General features: G+C 61.1%; 15 protein-coding genes, 1 tRNA gene and 2 pseudogenes. 13 read left to right on the top strand and 5 right to left on the bottom strand.

Annotation, left to right across the window (positions count from 1 at the left end; all coding sequences use genetic code 11):
- Window positions 1-5: 5 nt before the first annotated feature.
- The 3 genes from HQ394_RS01720 (at window position 6) to HQ394_RS01710 (ending at window position 2,746) form a co-directional block, all read left to right on the top strand.
- Window positions 6-641: a tetratricopeptide repeat protein gene (locus HQ394_RS01720; protein WP_190261758.1), complete on the top strand. Its 636-nt coding sequence runs from the start codon at window positions 6-8 to the stop codon at window positions 639-641.
- Between the two features lie 89 nt (window positions 642-730).
- Window positions 731-958, top strand: a complete 228-nt coding sequence (locus HQ394_RS01715) for a hypothetical protein (RefSeq protein WP_190261757.1) — start codon at window positions 731-733, stop codon at window positions 956-958.
- 591 nt (window positions 959-1,549) lie between these two features.
- Window positions 1,550-2,746 carry a glycosyltransferase gene (locus HQ394_RS01710; RefSeq protein ID WP_456151516.1) on the top strand — a complete coding sequence of 399 codons (1,197 nt, stop codon included), beginning with the start codon at window positions 1,550-1,552 and terminating at the stop codon, window positions 2,744-2,746.
- A gap of 35 nt (window positions 2,747-2,781) precedes the next feature.
- Here HQ394_RS01710 and HQ394_RS01705 read toward each other — a convergent pair.
- Window positions 2,782-4,197, bottom strand: a pseudogene (locus HQ394_RS01705) (alanine/glycine:cation symporter family protein).
- A 586-nt stretch (window positions 4,198-4,783) separates the two neighbouring features.
- Between HQ394_RS01705 and HQ394_RS01700 the strand changes: the two are divergent.
- The 8 genes and pseudogenes from HQ394_RS01700 (at window position 4,784) to hisD (ending at window position 10,323) form a co-directional block, all read left to right on the top strand.
- Window positions 4,784-5,176 (top strand): hypothetical protein, encoded by a 393-nt coding sequence (locus HQ394_RS01700; RefSeq protein WP_223291780.1) that lies wholly within the window; start codon window positions 4,784-4,786, stop codon window positions 5,174-5,176.
- Between the two features lie 19 nt (window positions 5,177-5,195).
- Window positions 5,196-5,582, top strand: a complete 387-nt coding sequence (locus HQ394_RS01695; protein WP_190261754.1) for a hypothetical protein — start codon at window positions 5,196-5,198, stop codon at window positions 5,580-5,582.
- On the top strand, window positions 5,579-6,148 hold the full coding sequence (locus HQ394_RS01690; RefSeq protein WP_190261753.1) for a hypothetical protein: 570 nt from the start codon (window positions 5,579-5,581) through the stop codon (window positions 6,146-6,148). Before HQ394_RS01695 ends, HQ394_RS01690 begins: the two co-directional genes overlap by 4 nt.
- Window positions 6,149-6,194: 46 nt before the next feature.
- Window positions 6,195-6,515 carry a hypothetical protein gene (locus tag HQ394_RS01685; RefSeq protein ID WP_190261752.1) on the top strand — a complete coding sequence of 107 codons (321 nt, stop codon included), beginning with the start codon at window positions 6,195-6,197 and terminating at the stop codon, window positions 6,513-6,515.
- Between the two features lie 125 nt (window positions 6,516-6,640).
- Window positions 6,641-6,847 carry a hypothetical protein gene (locus HQ394_RS01680; RefSeq protein ID WP_223291779.1) on the top strand — a complete coding sequence of 69 codons (207 nt, stop codon included), beginning with the start codon at window positions 6,641-6,643 and terminating at the stop codon, window positions 6,845-6,847.
- A 150-nt stretch (window positions 6,848-6,997) separates the two neighbouring features.
- Window positions 6,998-8,278, top strand: coding sequence for a UDP-N-acetylglucosamine 1-carboxyvinyltransferase (murA, locus tag HQ394_RS01675; protein WP_190261751.1), 1,281 nt, complete (start codon window positions 6,998-7,000; stop codon window positions 8,276-8,278).
- A gap of 155 nt (window positions 8,279-8,433) precedes the next feature.
- Window positions 8,434-9,044: pseudogene (gene hisG / locus HQ394_RS19380) on the top strand (ATP phosphoribosyltransferase).
- Window positions 9,028-10,323, top strand: coding sequence for a histidinol dehydrogenase (hisD, locus tag HQ394_RS01670; protein ID WP_223292004.1), 1,296 nt, complete (start codon window positions 9,028-9,030; stop codon window positions 10,321-10,323). The pseudogene hisG and the gene hisD overlap by 17 nt, the downstream one beginning before the upstream one ends.
- A gap of 8 nt (window positions 10,324-10,331) precedes the next feature.
- Here hisD and ypfJ read toward each other — a convergent pair whose 3' ends face one another.
- Entirely contained in the window at window positions 10,332-11,252 is a 921-nt protein-coding gene (gene ypfJ, locus HQ394_RS01665; RefSeq protein ID WP_190261749.1) for a KPN_02809 family neutral zinc metallopeptidase, read from the bottom strand.
- Between the two features lie 706 nt (window positions 11,253-11,958).
- Between ypfJ and HQ394_RS01660 the strand changes: the two genes are divergently transcribed.
- The gene (locus HQ394_RS01660) at window positions 11,959-13,404 is read left to right on the top strand and encodes a DUF1254 domain-containing protein (RefSeq protein WP_223291778.1); all 1,446 of its coding nucleotides are present in this window, start codon (window positions 11,959-11,961) and stop codon (window positions 13,402-13,404) included.
- Between the two features lie 887 nt (window positions 13,405-14,291).
- Entirely contained in the window at window positions 14,292-15,122 is an 831-nt protein-coding gene (locus tag HQ394_RS01655; RefSeq protein ID WP_223291777.1) for a hypothetical protein, read from the top strand.
- A 25-nt stretch (window positions 15,123-15,147) separates the two neighbouring features.
- Here HQ394_RS01655 and HQ394_RS01650 read toward each other — a convergent pair whose 3' ends face one another.
- The 3 genes from HQ394_RS01650 to HQ394_RS01640 all read right to left on the bottom strand — a co-directional run bounded on the left by HQ394_RS01650 (window position 15,148) and on the right by HQ394_RS01640 (window position 16,408).
- Window positions 15,148-15,423 carry a hypothetical protein gene (locus HQ394_RS01650; protein ID WP_190261747.1) on the bottom strand — a complete coding sequence of 92 codons (276 nt, stop codon included), beginning with the start codon at window positions 15,421-15,423 and terminating at the stop codon, window positions 15,148-15,150.
- A 201-nt stretch (window positions 15,424-15,624) separates the two neighbouring features.
- Window positions 15,625-15,700, bottom strand: a tRNA-Glu gene (locus HQ394_RS01645).
- Between the two features lie 162 nt (window positions 15,701-15,862).
- Complete coding sequence (locus HQ394_RS01640; protein ID WP_190263430.1) at window positions 15,863-16,408, bottom strand: D-glycero-alpha-D-manno-heptose-1,7-bisphosphate 7-phosphatase; 546 nt, start codon at window positions 16,406-16,408, stop codon at window positions 15,863-15,865.
- Window positions 16,409-16,564 lie beyond the last annotated feature (156 nt).

Raw genomic sequence — 16,564 nt, 5'->3', positions numbered from 1 at the left:
GGCCGATGAACGGAAGCGCCTGGAATCGGCTGGGAGCTGCGCAGTTGCGCTCGGGGACGATGCTCGTCCTGGCGCTGCTCGTCGTCTTCGGCTTTGCGTTCATCATCCGGCCGATGTTGCGGGATGGGCCGCCCGGTGATTATGAGACCCGACAGGGGGACATCGCGTTGAGTGGGGGTGACTTTGCTGCCGCAATGCGGCACTTCGAGACGGCACTGGCGAAAACACCTGGCCATCGCGGCGCATTGATGGGGCGGGCGATCGTCTTGATGCAAACGGGCCACGAGGCGGACGCCGAGGCCGCCTTTGACCAGTTGATCGAGCAACTGGCGACGACAACGGCGGCAGATGATCGCACCGGCCAGGGCGCGCTGGCTGCCGCCTATGCCAATCGCGGTATCCTGCGCGACCGCAGTGGTCGCTCTGCCGAGGCGCTGGCTGACTACCGCCAGTCGCTGCGAATTGATCCGCAGGTGGTGGCAGGGCCGGGGATGATTGACCGGGTGTTGCATGGCGATCCGCAACCGTCCACGGTGGCAAAGCGTGCGGTTTATCTGGAAGGGCAATTGCGGCTGCCGAAGGCGGAGCGACGTTTGCAGCTGCCGGAGCTAGATCAGCGCCAGCGGATGTATAAGCCTTAGGATGCCCGAGCCTTAAGGGGATCGGTCTGGTTCGGGCATTTTGCTGAAGGACGGAAGAGATGCGGCTATGGAGGCCAGGAGCAGGGGGCGTGATCGTCGTGATTGCAGCGTCGCTGGGGTTGGCCGGCTGCGGCGCGTCGGTTGCCGGCAAGAACATGAGTGGTATCTGGTTCAATGAACCGTTTATCGGCGGCTGGAGCGAGCAGGAGGTGGCGGACAAACACTGTGCGCAATATGGCCTGCACGCCGTCTATGCCGGTGAATTGCTCAGAGGCAATGCGTATTCATCCCCGGTGCGTGCCTATGACTGCCAGTAGGCGGGCCGGTCAAGGTGGAGAGCGGCGGCTTCGAAGACATTGACAGCCGGATTGATTGACCGTCCCTATCCCATAGTTGCTATTCATCACTGCGTGATGTTGCCTGCGTAGGCACGGCCGAAACCATGGCTTGCCACCATGATTGCGAGGGGTTCTTATCTCATGGGTACAAGAAGGCGGGTGCATGTGTGCGTGGATAGTTCGAGTGCTGTATGCTAAAGCACAGATAGTTCGAATCGTCCAAAGTATAACTTCAACCTAAGAAGCAAGCGACCGTTTGAAAACGGCTTGGTCACGCTGGCTTTGTTGCGCAATGCCGAGGATCATCACGTGAAACCAGAATTAAGCGCGGCAGAAAGTAGAGGCGCCGATAGGCGGCGACGTATCTGCTACGATATTACTGACCTTTTGGTATTTGCTCAGAGAAATAACGAGGTGACTGGTATACAGCGCGTTTCCATAAATACGCTGCAACGTATCGTAAAGAAGTATGGCGCTCACAGCGTCGATCTTGTCGCGTTTGTAAAGAAAAAGAAGAATTTGNTCCGGACAGATGCGGCGATTTTTGTTGATTTTATTCGTTATGAGCAAATGGAGTTTTGCCATCATTTTGGTATTGCTAATCCTCGCGCCAGTTCTGGCGACCGAACGCTGACCGCGTATCTCAATGATAAGTATCGAGGCACTATTGCCTTCGGCTGGCATTGGATGCGGCTGCATCTGCGGAATTTCTTCTCCCATGGTCGCGATTTCCAGCGTCGCGGTATTATCAAGAAGAACGAAGCCGTCTCCAGCCAGAGGCCGCCAGCACAATGGCAGCCGGCGGAGTTTACGCGCGAAGATCGCCTGTTCATTCCTGGCGCGAGTTGGGAGTTTCCCCGTTACAATGAGGTGGTCTGCCGCCTGAAGCAGGAGATTGGCTTTAGCGTTTACCAATATGTCCACGATCTGATCCCCCTGGTGGTCCCGGAATATCTTGGCCCGGGCTTGCCTGGTCGCTTCGAGGAATGGTTTCGTGGCGTTCTCGATATCGCTGACGTGATTCTTGTCAATTCGGAAGCAACGGGCAACGATATTCGCCGCTTCGGTGACTTAACCGATACTCGCGTGCCGGACGTGCGGACGGTGCCATTGGCACACGAGTTCGAACTTCCGCCACCGTTGCCGGATGCACGCCGGCATATCCGCATGTTCAATGATCGTAACTGGCGACTTGCCGACCACGCCACCTTCCGCGTCCTTAACGAGGCACACGAACCCTACGCTCTCGTGGTCGGCACGATCGAATCGCGCAAGAACATCTATCGCCTGCTGATGGTTTGGCACCATCTATGGCTGCAGCACGGGCCAGCTATCCCGCTGCTCGTATTGGCCGGCAAACTCGGGGTCTTCATCGACGGCATTGACGGCTTTCTGCAGGCGACCGGTCATGTGGGTGGGCGAGTTCGGGTGATCGAGCGGCCCACCGATGGCGAGGTCGCCTTTCTTTACGCCAACTGCCTGTTCTCGGTCTGTATCAGTTACTACGAGGGCTGGGGGCTGCCGATCGGCGAAAGCCTGTGGTTCGGTCGGCCGGTGCTGGCGTCAACCAGCAGTTCGTTGCCGGAGGTCGGTGGGAATCTTGTCGTCTATGCGGACCCCACCGACAGCGTCGATATTGAAGCCAAGCTTAGCCGCCTGATCTTCGATGCCCCCTATCGGGAGGCTCTCGCGTCGACCATTAGTACCGCAAACCTACGCACCTGGGATGACGTCACCGCGAACATCTGGGACGAACTCGCGCGCTAACCCTGCAGTTGCGCGCGAGCGTAGTGCCGCATCCCTCAGCGGGACCAGATGCTATGGTCCACCCCGTCGCCTAACTCTGGAAAGTCCTTGGCATGAAAAACTGGTTCAACGCCGGCTCGCCGCTGTGCGAAGTAATTCCGAGTTAGTTTCACCACCGTCGGCGAGAGGATAACGATAGCGATCAGGTTGATGGTCGCCATCATCCCCATTGACGCGTCGGCGGTGTCGAACACCGTTTTGACACTCTGGACGGCCCCNCACACCACCATGCCCAATGCAACAACGCGTAGCGCGGTGATTCCGCTCAAATGCCGGTGCCCGAGGTAAATGACCGCATTCTCGGCATACGAGTAATTGCCGATGATCGATGTGAACGCGAAGAAGAAGATGGCAATCGCGACAAAGTATTTGCCGACGATGCCGAAATGCGTGTTGAGCGCTGCCTGGGTGAGTTGGGTACCGGTCAAACCGGAACCGGGTTCAAGTACACCTGAAAGCAGAATGACCACAGCCGTCGCCGAACAGACGAGAATGGTGTCGATAAACACCCCCAGCGACTGAACGAAGCCCTGCGATGAGGGATGGTGCGGGTCTGGTGTCGCGCAGGCGGCGATGTTGGGGGCGGAGCCCATGCCGGCTTCGTTGGAAAACAGGCCACGCTTGACGCCGTTCAACATTGCCGCGGCGACGCCACCNGCCACGCCGCCGGCGGCCTCATGCAAGCCGAAAGCGTTGAGGAAGATGGAGGCAATGACACCGGGGACCAGGGTGAGGTGAGTGACGAGAACATAGGCGGCCATGAGCAGATAGGCGCCAGCCATGAACGGCACGACAAACTCGGCGACTGTGGCTATCTTGCGAAGTCCACCAAAGATGATGATGCCGGCAAGGGTGGCAATAACCAGACCGGAAATCAGCTTCGGTATTCCGAACGCCCCGTCCAGCGCTTCGGCGATGGAATTTGCCTGCACCGCATTGAAGACAAGGCCGAAGGATAGAATAAGGCAGACGGCAAAAACCGCGCCGAGCCATGGCAGCTTAAGGCCTTTGGAGATATAGAACGCCGGACCGCCGCGGTACTGGCCATTATCGTCGGTAACTTAGTAGAGCTGGGCGAGAGTGCTTTCTGCATAGGCGGTAGCCATCCCGACGAGGGCGACCATCCACATCCAGAAGATGGCGCCGGTGCCGCCCAGATACAGCGCCACGGCAACACCGGCGATATTGCCGGTGCCAACACGAGACGCGAGGCTGACGGTCAACGCCTGGAAGGGCGAAATGCCCGCCCGATCCGCACTGCGCGAACCGCGAATGACGCGAAACAGTTCACCGAAGTGAATGATCTGTTGCAGTCGCAGGCGGATGGTGAAGTAAACGCCGACAGCAAGCAGCCCGTAAATAAGAACATAGCCCCACAAGACATCATTNACGTGGCCGATGACCGCGTCCATGGTTCTTCCCTCTTTGTGGCCTATACATGCGGCTGGCAAAGACGCGCCTTCCGAGCAGTCAAGGCGCGGTGAATAAATCGCTGGTAGCTAAACCCTCCAATCCTAACACCCCAAAACGTAGAGAGCGAGGGATCATGTTCCTCGGAATAGGGTGACGGCGACATAGTATCAGCCTGCCAATACAGCCTTCCGAACAGGAATCATCCATGTCCAGCCGCCGCAACCGCAAGATGGGGGTGGGTGCGAGGAAACTATTCCGCAGATGCGTTGCAAAAATCGCTGCTGGTAAATAACGCAGCCCGTCATGGCTGCATGGCTTAAAATTGCACATTACTCTCTCATCAAACAAAGTAAGTGGTGCCAAAATATGCAATTGACAGCTATTAATTAACGTAAAATAATGAAATGTACCAGTTAGATAGTCTTCTGTTAGCATAGCATTATAGTAACGTTATCTGCTATGGTAAATAATATAGCCCCGAATGGGGTCTATCGATGCATGTTGCGCGTCGGAATCACGGCCTTGCTCGCCTTGAATGCCTGCTCCGCCGGGCAGTATGGATTGCTACGGGCGGATGTACAGCAAGTGGAAGGGGCTCGGCTGGTCGCGGTCGATACCCTGGGCGCTGACATGCGTACCGTTAAGGCAGATGCCGGTGTGACCCTCGGCTGGGGGCGGCGCCTCTACATTTATCCCGATGGGACACCGGGCCTGCCGCAGCCCGGGGCGTACCTCTTCGCCATATCGCTACCGGCCGAACCGCCGCTCGCCTGGGATGTCTGCTCCCTCGGCCTCGACCTGCGGACCTCCTCGCTCGAGCTGGGGGCGGTGTTTGGCTGGCGAGCGTCAACGGTGCTCGTCCACGCCCCCGCCGACAGCAGCCTCAGTTTTCGACTTTTCTTCGACAGCACCAATCCCGGCGCAACGCGCCTGGACATGCGCCGCGGCGACAACACCGCTGGCAACGAGCGTCCGTAACCGAGTGAAGAGGTTAGTCATGCGAAGATTAGGGGGAGCCTTGCTGGCGGCCGTGCCGGCCTTCTGGCTTGGCGGATGTGCCGAGCAGCTCTACGTCGGCAGTGACACCGTTCTCGGCATCGCCGTCGGCTACAACACGGCGCGCGAAGCCGCTCGCGTCGACATCGGCTATGACCGCCATTTCGTGACCTGGATCCCGCAGTCGGTTCCGGTAACGGATGCCGCGGGGAGCGGGCGGGAAGCAATGTCGGTCATCGGCTGCACCGAGGTGAAGATCGGCAATCTCAATCTGCAGAAGTTTCAGGAATCGCTCGCCATCGGCAAGGCGGCCGAAGACTTCGCCAAAAAACTAGAGAACAATCCCCTCTACTTCCCCTGCTACAAGCACGAGGATGGGGCATCATGATCAACCGCTCCCTCATGCCGCAGATCGTTCTGGCGTTGATGACGCTGGCAGGCGCCGGTTGCAGCCCGGCACTTGTTTATGGCGAACGCAACTCGCTCCACGTGGCATCCGTACAGGTGAACGATAATACCTCCGAGCCACTGCGGCTGAACGTGGGATTCCGCCGAACCATCGCGACCAAGGCGCCGCCACTACAAGCCTCTGCCGCCGAGCCGGCCGCCAAAGGCGATGCCGTCAGCGCCTTTTCTAGCTTCAATCTTCACAGCGACGACGGCAACGCCGCGACGATCATCGATCCCTTTGTGATCAACACCAAGTTCGCCTCGGGAAAAGCAGCGCGCGCGCTTACATCAAATCCGCAAGCGGTGGCGCAAATCCTGAATATCGATCTTGGTCTAGAGAATCCTGCGCTGCTCAACAAAAAAATAACGGCTGTCGAGTGCGTAAAAAAAAACTACCCGCAGATAGAATTGCATACGTCTCCGGTTATCTCAAATTACCGCCCGAGAAAGCATCAGCGGAAGATATCAAGGCTAAGATCGACCGGATGTCGCCGGAGCAGATGATCGCCTTTGCCGAGAGTCTCAAACAGAATTGCCCTGGATTATAGCCATGCCTACACCCTATACCGAGGTTCGATTTACCAATAAGGCGTACAGCTGCAGTCAGCTGCAGACATTTCTTCGCAATCGGGAAGCGCTGTCCTTTCGAATTGTCGCAATCAGCGCAACGGACGACGACGCCGAGTTTGCCCCAGTTCATCCGCGAACGCTGGTCACCATCGTTCAGGCGGACGCCGCCCCGGACGCGCCGGTGGACGTGATTGAATATCACACGCCGGCACCGCCGAAGGTGCCGGATGGCAAAACGCTCGTCTGCGTCGGTCACTGCTTCCTCGGCGGTAAGGAGGCCAATGTCCTCGTCTATCGTTGAGGTGGAGGCGGCGGGAGCGACGTTGCCGCTTCCGCCGCCATAAGCTGCGAATCCACAGCTTTTTTGCGTCTGCGAAAACGGCACCCCTTGACCGATTCTGCCAAGCTCGGCATTGTGCGCCTGCAATGAAAATGTCATCTGCAGGCAAGGCGGGGCGAATTAATCGGGGCGTGCTTGACAGCCGCCGCGAACGACTGGCCGCCGCGCTCCGTGACAATCTTCGCAAACGCAAGGCACAGGCGCGCGTACGGGTGCACAACGCCGTCGACGAGGTCAGCGAGGCCATCGACGACGTTCTTGGCCCGGTGGATGGGGACAAGGTTCCCACCTGAGCGAGCTTGCGGCCGAGGCCATCGCTGACGTAGAAGCACAGCGATGATGCGGGATTTCACGGACAAACGGGGCGGCGCAGAGGGGTGCGCCCGGCCCGCTTTTGTTTTTGCAGTTCCCCGGCCCACCTAACCGATGGTGAACACGACAGCATGGATCGCATCCTGATCCGCGGTGGCCGCGCGCTTCGCGGCCGAATTCCCATCAGCGGCGCCAAGAATGCCGCCTTGCCACTCCTCGCCGCGAGCCTGCTCAGCGAAGGCCCGCTGGTGCTCGAAAACGTCCCTGACGTGGTCGACATTGCCAGCATGGCCGGACTGCTTGGCGAACTGGGCGTAGACGTTTCGATCGCCAATGGTGAGGAAGTCGGCCAGACGATCACTCTTGCCGCCCGCGACGTGAAGGATATTACCGCGCCTTACGATCTGGTGCGGAAAATGCGTGCTTCGGTCGTGGTTCTGGGGCCGCTTGTCGCCCGCTGCGGCCATGCCCGCGTCTCGCTGCCAGGCGGGTGCGCCATCGGTACTCGACCGATCGACTTCCATCTCAAGGCGCTGGCGCAGCTGGGCGCCGAGATCGAACTTGCCGGTGGCTATGTGGAGGCGCGTGCCCCCGCAGGTGGTCTGGTTGGCGCCGATATTACCTTTCCTGCCGTCACCGTTACCGGAACGGAGAACGCGATGATGGCGGCGGCGCTGGCGCGCGGCGAAACGGTGCTGCACAACGCCGCGCGTGAGCCGGAGGTGGCCGACTTGGCCAACTGTCTGGTCAAGATGGGTGCCGAGATCGAAGGCATCGGCACCGATACCATCCGCATCCAGGGGCGGGACCGGCTGTCCGGCACCACCCACCGGGTGCTGCCGGACCGAATCGAAACCGGGACCTATGCCGTCGCCGCGGCGATCACCGGCGGCGATCTGGAGCTGACCGGGACCAGCATCGAGCTGATCAAGTCCGTGGCCGACGTGCTGGTCGCATCCGGGGTCGAACTGACACCAACGGCGAACGGGATCCGCGTTGCGCGCGAGAACGGCCGGCTCGCCGGCGTCGACATCATGACCGAGCCGTTCCCCGGTTTCCCCACCGACATGCAGGCACAGGTGATGGCACTGATGACCGTTGCCGGCGGTGCTGCGATGATCACCGAAACGGTGTTCGAGAACCGCTTCATGCACGTTCCCGAATTGTGCCGCATGGGCGCCAATATCAATGTTCACGGTGCCTCGGCGATCATCCGCGGCGTGGCGGGGCTCTCCGGCGCTCCGGTGATGGCGACGGACCTTCGCGCGTCCGTCTCCCTCGTGCTTGCCGGCCTCGCCGCCGAGGGCGAAACGGAGATCAATCGCGTTTATCATCTGGATCGCGGCTATGAGCGGCTGGAAGCGAAGCTGGCCGCTTGCGGTGCGGAAGTGGAGCGGGTCAACGTGCGATGACGCGGCGTCGGCTGGCCGCGCCTGCAGGTGCGATCGCGCTTTACTCTGGTGCCCGATGGCCTTAAGCGATCCCGGTGCAAAGGGCGAAAGGCGGTCCGGTGGCAACTGAAAAGCTGATCCTGGCGGTGCCAAAGGGGCGCATTCTCAAAGAGGCCATGCCGTTGATTCGCGCCGTCGGCATCGAGCCGGAGCCGGCCTTTGCCGACGAGGACTCCCGACAGTTGCGCTTTGCCACCAATCGGCCGGAAATTGACATGATCCGCGTCCGCTCCTTCGACGTGGCGACCTTCGTCGCCTTCGGCGCGGCGCAGTTGGGTATTGCCGGCAACGACGTGCTGATGGAATTCGACTACGGCGAGATCTATGCACCGCTCGATCTCGGTATCGGTCCCTGCCGCATATCCGTCTGTGAACCGAAGGGGTTGTCGGAGGCCGATGATCCGCGGAGTTGGAGCCACATCCGCATTGCCACCAAGTATCCGAATATCACCACCCGGCACTTTGCCGCGCGCGGGGTGCATGCCGAGTGTGTGCATTTGAACGGCGCGATGGAACTGGCGCCGGCGCTGGGACTGTGTCAGCGCATCGTCGATCTGGTCTCTTCGGGAGCGACGTTACGTGCCAACGGCTTGGCTGAGGTGGAGCGGATTGCCGACGTGACGTCGCGCCTTGCGGTCAATCGCACGGCGTTGAAAACTCGTCCCGACGAGATCGGGCGCTGGATCGATCGCTTTCGCGNNAGGTCGTCGATGCCGTTGCGGCTTGATGCCCGATCGGAGGATTTTGCCGACGCGTTTGCCGCCCTGTTGGCGACCAAGCGCGAGAGTGCGGCCGATGTGGATGCAACCGTCGCCCAGATCATCGACGACGTGCGCGAGCGCGGCGATGCCGCAGTCCTCGATTACACCCGCCGTTTCGACGGTGAGGCACCGGATGACCCAGCGGGGCTTCGGGTTGGTGCCGACGAGATCGTCACGGCCGAAGGGCTGTGCGATACGGATATCCTGACCGCGCTTGCCTTTGCTGCCGAACGCATCGCCCTGTTCCACCAACGGCAAAAGCCGGACGATCTCGATTACGTTGACGCCAATGGCGTCCGCCTCGGCTACCGCTGGACGCCGATCGGTGCCGTCGGACTCTACGTGCCGGGCGGGACCGCCGCCTATCCGTCGTCGGTGTTGATGAACGCCATTCCGGCCAAGGTGGCCGGGGTTGAACGGTTGGCGATGGTCGTCCCGGCACCACGGGGAGNNATCAACCCCTTGGTCCTGGCGGCGGCGAACCTGGCTGGCGTTGATGAGATTTACCGCATCGGCGGTGCCCAGGCGGTGGCGGCGCTGGCCTATGGAACGTCGACCATCCCGGCGGTGGACAAGATCGTCGGTCCCGGTAATGCCTACGTGGCGGCGGCAAAACGCCGGGTGTTCGGTCAGGTCGGCATCGACATGATCGCCGGACCGTCGGAGGTGCTCATCGTTGCCGATGCGGCCAACGATCCGTCGTGGATTGCCGCCGATCTGCTCGCCCAGGCAGAACACGATGCGGCGGCGCAATCGATCCTGATTACCGACCATCTGGATTTTGCCGACGCCGTAGCAGCCTCGGTTGAGGTGCAGCTGATGATGCTGCCGCGCCAGGATATCGCCCGGCAAAGCTGGAACCGCCATGGCGCGATCATCATCGTCGATGCGTTCAGCGCTGCGGTTCCGCTGATCGATCGTGTTGCTCCGGAACACCTGCAGTTGGCGATCGACGACACCGACGCCATGCTGCGTGGCGTCCGCAATGCCGGGTCGATCTTCCTTGGCCGGTACACCCCCGAAGCGTTGGGCGACTATGTTGCCGGCCCGAACCATGTTCTGCCCACCGGACGCAGTGCGCGCTTCTCCTCCGGCCTCGGGGTCAGCGATTTCATGAAGCGTTCGACCTTTCTCGGCTGCGATGCCGAGGCGCTTGGCGTCCTCGGACCGATCGCTGCCGCCTTCGCCGACGCCGAGGGATTGGGCGCGCACGCCCGCTCGATCACCATCCGCCTCAATCGCTGACGCGGCGTTTATAACTGCGCCGTATTGAACGTGTCGCAGGCACGCAGATCGCCACTTTGCAACCCCTTGCGGAACCATGCGGCGCGCTGCGCCGATGATCCGTGGGTGAAGCCATCGGGCACCACGTAGCCTTGGGTCTGCTTCTGGATGCGGTCGTCGCCGACGGCACCGGCGGCACGAATACCTTCCTCGATGTCACCGGCTTCGAGGATCTGGCGCAGCTGCTGCGCCTGATTGGCCCAGACGCCGGCAAAGCAATCGGCCTGCAACTCCACCCGCACCGACAGCGCGTTGGCCTCGGACCGGCCCACCTGCTGTTTCAGCTGTTCCACCTTGGGCAGGATGCCGAGCAGGTTCTGCACATGGTGACCCACTTCGTGGGCGATAACATACGCCTGGGCGAAGTCTCCCGGGGCACCGAAGCGGCGGTCCAACTCGTCGAAGAAGCTGGTATCGAGATAAAGCTTATGGTCGAGCGGACAGTAGAAGGGCCCGGAGGCACTTTGCGCCATGCCGCAGGCGGAGCGAACCAAGCCGCTGAACATCACCAGTTGCGGCTCTTCGTAGGTGGCGCCCATCTTCTGGAACATGTTGTTCCAGACATCCTCCGTATTCCCCAGCACGGCGGCGACGAACTGCTTCATTTCATCGTTGTGCGGTGCGGGGGCGGAGGAGGGGCCGCCATCGCTGTAGCCGGATGGCGCTTGGCCACCGGATGGCCCTTGACCACTCGGGGCCATCTGCAGCAGCGTCGTCGGGTCGACGCCGAAGACGATGGCAAGAATAACAAGGATGATCAGCCCGAAGCCGCCNGACGCCACCGGCCTTGATGCCCATTCCCATCCGCCCGGGAGAGCCGCCGCCGAAAAGCCGCCCGCGCCACGCTGATCGTCAATATTGTCGCTTTGTCGTTCGCCGCGCCATCGCATCCCATATCGCCTTCCCTGTCGTATGTCCCCGCGGCCTCGCTCACCCGCGCGCACGCCTCACGATGGCGGATTATACGCGGCTCGATGCTAACGAGCTATGGTAGCGAAAGGTTTCCAGTGCCGCCGGTGGTCAAAGGGCGACCCGGGCCGCGGACGTGTTGGAGGATTTGCGTGGTGGAACGGAAGGAGTTTCAAGCTTGGCTGTCGGCGGTCGGCTACCCGCCGCCGGGATCCGCTTTTGCAACGCAGGACGGCCGCGCCAGGCGCTGGGCGACCGGACACCCATGGCGGTGTGCCGCGACGGCGTCATCGGCGCGCTGGCCGGTAACGCCGTGGGCATGACGCTTCGCTTAGACGACGCTGCCGCGTTGCCCACAGCGACAACAACCACAACCACCGCAGACCACTTGCGTGGGCGTGAGCAAGGATGTCGGAGCCGGCCAGCCTGCCTATCAACAACGACTTTCAACTGCTCCTCACCCCGGGGTCCACTTCAATTGAGGTTGATCGCAGTTTTGGCCGCTGTTGAAGGCGAGAGCGGTTGTGGGCGGTGCGGCCTTTAATCGCCGCTACTAACCCAAAACGGTCATATGATCGGCATGGATGGTCTTTGCAGCCTGCTCATCTGTAACCGCTGATTTGCATAGCACGTGACACGGATTTGTGGTCCAACCGTTGCCGCAGATGCCAACACGGGGAGGAAACCATGTCGTTTTGCCGGTACGTTGGGATGGTGAGCGTCTGTGTCGCGCTGAACATTGGATCGGGTTCGGACGCACGCGCGCAGACGCAGAGCGATCTGGACTATCAACTCGCCTATCAGCGAGGGATCGAGGCGGTGATATGGTCCATGCCGGCGATCAGCATCCGGGAATTTCAACAGTCTGCGTTCAAGGATTACGGGATCACCTGGAACGACATCGTGTTGTTCAGCAAGCCGGCGACGCCCCGGCAGGAGCTGCTGACGGCGAACAATCAGGTGCCGTACATGTTGACATTTCTCAACCTGCGGCAGGGCCCGGTGGTTGTAGAAATACCGCCAGCCGGCGCCAAGGCGTTGTTGTTCGGAAGCTTTGTGGACAACTGGCAGGCGCCGATTGTCGACGTCGGCCCGGAAGGTGAAGACCAGGGACGTGGGGGCAAATACCTCTTTGTGCCGCCCGGCTATACCGACCCGATCCCCGACGGCTATCTCGTCGTGAGGATGCAAGGCTATGCGGTCGCCGGTGGATTGCGTCCAGTGCCTGCAGACGGTGGCACTGCCGAAGAGGCTCATGCCTACGCGCAGCAGATGAAAGTCTATCCGCTCAAGGATGCAGCGGCGCCGAAACCAAATCGATTTGTCGACGGATACGCAAAGCCCTACCACTCCTTGCCCGTTTATGACGCGAGCTGGTTCGGTGAACTGGCGGCGATGGTGAACGATGAGCCCGTCCGCGAACGCGACAAGGTGATGATGGGGATGCTGACCTCGATCGGCATCGAGCGCGGCAAGACGTTCGAGCCTGATGCCAAACTGCAGAAGGCACTCGACGCGGCTCTTGTCGACGCGCGCCGGATGATGGAGCAGTACTTCCAAACGCCTGGTCGCGCACTCACCCCGTGGTGGCCGGACAGCCAATGGACGGCCTTCTCGCCAGCGGTGATGCACATCGCCAACGGCTTCACGTTCGAAACCGATGACGCACTCTGGCTTGATGCCCGCGCCGGCGGACTCTTTTATTGGGCGACATTCGCACCGAAGAAGCTGGGTGGCGGCAGTTTCTACCTGATGGGCCTTCGTGACTCGGGCGGCCAGTTGTTCGAAGGCAGTTCGACCTACAGGCTGCGCGTCCCTGCAAATGTGCCTGCCAAGCAATTTTGGTCGGCCATCGTCTACAGCGCGGAGACCAAGGCATTCGCCTGCGTCGGACCGTGTGACACTGCAGACAATTTTGTGGTCGGTGTCTCCTCTCTCGACAAACAGGCGATGAAGCTGAACAGCGATGGTTCGGTCGACGTGTATTTCGGCCCGAAGGCACCCTCCGGCTTCGAGAAGAACTGGGTGTCCACGGCGGGCAAACCTTTCTTCCTGATCTTCCGCCTTTATGGACCGGAGAAGCCGCTGTTCGACAAGTCCTGGAGGCTGCCGGACGTCGAAAAGGTCCAGTAATTCTCTGTTGAAGGCCTTGGTGTGCTGACAGCGCAACGAAACCCCCGGCAATACCCCGGGGGGCGCGTCTTGTGGCGGATGATATGTGCCCGCTATCGGCTAATTCGCGTCGGGTTAACGATTTCCTCGCCCTCGACGCTCTTGAATGTATAGCGACCACGCTCAGGCGGGCTGGCCGCCGCCGGGATCCGCTTTTACAATGCAGCGCGCATAGGGCGGATCGTGATCCGCCGCATGTCGCACTCCGCCACGGCGGAGCATGTACCAAGTATGCACACACCGGCGGCGAAGAAACGAAGCCCGAACAATCGCGATCCAGCCAGCCGCAGACCGATGGCAGCCTGCCCCTGCCGCGTCGCCCACATGCCCACCGCGACAACAACAGCAGCAGACCCCTCGAGTGGTGTGATCAAGGAGGTCGGAGCCGGCCAGCCTTCCAATCAGAAGCGATGCTCCAGTGGTCCCACCAAAGGGGTCCACTTCATCAGCGCGCATAGGGCGGATCGTGATCCGCCGCATGTCGCACTCCGCCACGGCGGAGCATGTACCAAGTATGCACACACCGGCGGCGAAGAAACGAAGCCCGAACAATCGCGATCCAGCCAGCCGCAGACCGATGGCAGCCTGCCCCTGCCGCGTCGCCCACATGCCCACCGCGACAACAGCAGCAGCAGACCCCTCGAGTGGCGTGATCAAGGAGGGTCGGGCCGGCCAGCCTTCCAATCAGCAACGATGCTCCAGTGGTCCCACCAAAGGGCTCCACTTCATCAGTTGATCCGTTCGCTGGTATAAGTTGACACTTGATAGAAAATCCATAATAAAACATGATTATGCGCTTTTTTCTTAGTAATCCGCGCCGAAAATGCATTGCTGCGTCAGCGGCGGCCGTGGCAATTGCTGTCCTCGTCAATTGCCCAGGTCATGCCCTGGCAGGAGACACTACGGGGTCAGACAGTAGCGAAGCGCAGGGCACTCTGGCGGAGGCGGCGCAGAACCCCATCGCCGCCATGATCAGCCTGCCGTTACAGAACAACACCTTCTTCCGCACCGGTCCCGACAACGACACAGTCAATGTGCTCAACATCCAGCCGGTCATTCCCTTCAGCCTTGGCGAGGACTGGAACGTCATCACCCGGACGATCGTCCCACTTATCTACATGCCGACGCTGACCAACTCGCTGCCCGAAACCCCGAACGCCGCTGGCCGAGGCGACGATTTCGGTCTCGGCGATATCAACATGTCGGCCTTCTTATCGCCTGCCTCGAAAGGCATCTTCACCTGGGGCATCGGCCCGTCACTCGCCATGCGGACCGCGACCAGCGGCCGTCTCGGCACGCAGAAGTGGAGCGCCGGGCCGACGGTGGTGGCGCTGGTGACGGCGAAACCCTGGGTTGCCGGCACCCTCGTGCGCCAGCTTTGGTCGTTCGCCGGCGACAACAACCGCGAGGACGTCAACCAAACCCTCGTGCAACCGTTCATCAACTATAACCTGCCAGACGGCTGGTACTTGGTGACGGCGCCGATCATCACCGTCAACTGGCAGGCCAGCCGAGGCAACGCGGCGTTCGTCCCCGTCGGTGGCGGCGTGGGCCGAGTCTTCGCCGTTGGCGGCCAAGCCATCAACACCCAGGTCCAGGGGTTCTACAACGCGGTCCGGCCGGATTACGCCCCGCAGTCGTCATTGCGCCTGCAGCTGACCTTCCTGTTCCCGAAATAGCATCGGCGTGGCCTCTGGCGACTGACTAGCCACCGGCCTTCGAAGGCGAGTCGGTGCCGCCGATGTCGGTTTCGTTTCCGCCCAGTTGCCCATCATCCGGTTGATCTGCGCTTGAACGACGTCGATCGATGCCCGCAAGCAGCGACGAGGCGATCGGTTCGACCGAACGGTAATCGCGCCGATCCTGGGCTATCTTCATCTCGCGCACGCGGTGTTCCAGCGCCGCCTGACGATTGAACAATTCGATGCTGGCGGTGACGGTGCCGGTGAAGACCGGCATCGCCAGACGCGCCGCGGGCATCGTCCTGCAACTGCTCCGTTTTGCCGAACACGGCACGCAGGTCGGGCGGAATTGTCCTGCGGAAGCGATGGACGCCGGATTGCGGATGCGTCTGGAGGTTGCTCATCGCCGCCACTTGTATCACCCTCTGGTATCACCGAAGGGTGAAGAAAGCGTTGCGAATTCAAAGGATTGTGCCGCTTCAAGCGTTTAGCCAGCGGCTGGCGTCCCCTAGGGGATTCGAACCCCTGTTGCCGCCGTGAGAGGGCGGTGTCCTAGGCCTCTAGACGAAGGGGACGTTCTCGCTTCGGCGCGTGGCATATGTATAGGAAACGCAGGGGCCGGATCAAGTGCGCTTCCGCATCAACGAAGCCTATTGCGTCGGATCGCCGCCGCTCGTGGCGACGGCTTACCTCGCATCAGCGTTTTCGCGGTATGGCGCGGCGGCACGGCATCAAGCCTACGGCACCCGCATTCGTTGGCAGAACGCGGCAAGGTTGCCGCCCTGGAAGAGCAGGCCGCGCAAACCAGCCGCGGCGGCGGCTTGCATGTCCGATGAACGATCGCCGATCAGGATACTGTGGGCCAAATCCGTGGGCCACTGAGCGATCGCCCGTCGGATCATCCCCGGCTGTGGCTTGCGGCAATCGCACACGCGGGCGTAGGCGGCAACTGTCCCCTCGGGATGGTGCGGGCAATAGTAGAACGCATCGATGTGGGCACCTTCGTGTGCGAGCGCTTCCCGGAGTGCCGCGTTGAAGGCGTCCACCGCCGCTTCATCGTAGTAGCCACGGGCAACCCCCGACTGGTTGGTGACGACGAAAACCCGCCAACCGGCGTCATTGAACAGACGGATCGCTGCTGCCGCGCCATCTTGCAGCTGCAGATCATCGCAGCGATGGGTGTAGCCGGTATCGACGTTGAGCACACCATCGCGGTCGAAGAAGGCTGCAGGGCGGCGGATGCTTACGGCCCGTTGTTGTGCTCCGGAGGTATCCACACTCACCACGCTCTTGCCTCCTCTCCGCTTAGCTCCAATTGGCGTATAAGACGGACGACCGACGTAATCCAGGCTGGCGCAGAGCTGGCGGGGACGCCTCGGGAAAAGGGACGCATTCGTGTCGGCGCATTCTCGTGCGCACCGATACGACAATGTGCGCGA

This window comes from Defluviicoccus vanus (assembly GCF_014672695.1).
Taxonomy (GTDB): domain Bacteria; phylum Pseudomonadota; class Alphaproteobacteria; order Rhodospirillales; family Defluviicoccaceae; genus Defluviicoccus; species Defluviicoccus vanus.
This window is presented reverse-complemented; position numbering and strand designations above follow the sequence as displayed.

Coding starts and splice junctions, on each gene's coding strand:
- HQ394_RS01710 (WP_456151516.1), top strand. CDS start 1,550: ATGGAGTTTTGCCATCATTTTGGTATTGCTAATCCTCGCGCCAGTTCT.
- HQ394_RS01695 (WP_190261754.1), top strand. CDS start 5,196: ATGCGAAGATTAGGGGGAGCCTTGCTGGCGGCCGTGCCGGCCTTCTGG.
- HQ394_RS01680 (WP_223291779.1), top strand. CDS start 6,641: ATGAAAATGTCATCTGCAGGCAAGGCGGGGCGAATTAATCGGGGCGTG.
- HQ394_RS01685 (WP_190261752.1), top strand. CDS start 6,195: ATGCCTACACCCTATACCGAGGTTCGATTTACCAATAAGGCGTACAGC.
- HQ394_RS01690 (WP_190261753.1), top strand. CDS start 5,579: ATGATCAACCGCTCCCTCATGCCGCAGATCGTTCTGGCGTTGATGACG.
- HQ394_RS01720 (WP_190261758.1), top strand. CDS start 6: ATGAACGGAAGCGCCTGGAATCGGCTGGGAGCTGCGCAGTTGCGCTCG.
- murA (WP_190261751.1), top strand. CDS start 6,998: ATGGATCGCATCCTGATCCGCGGTGGCCGCGCGCTTCGCGGCCGAATT.
- HQ394_RS01650 (WP_190261747.1), bottom strand. CDS start 15,423: ATGCCCGCGGCGCGTCTGGCGATGCCGGTCTTCACCGGCACCGTCACC.
- HQ394_RS01660 (WP_223291778.1), top strand. CDS start 11,959: ATGTCGTTTTGCCGGTACGTTGGGATGGTGAGCGTCTGTGTCGCGCTG.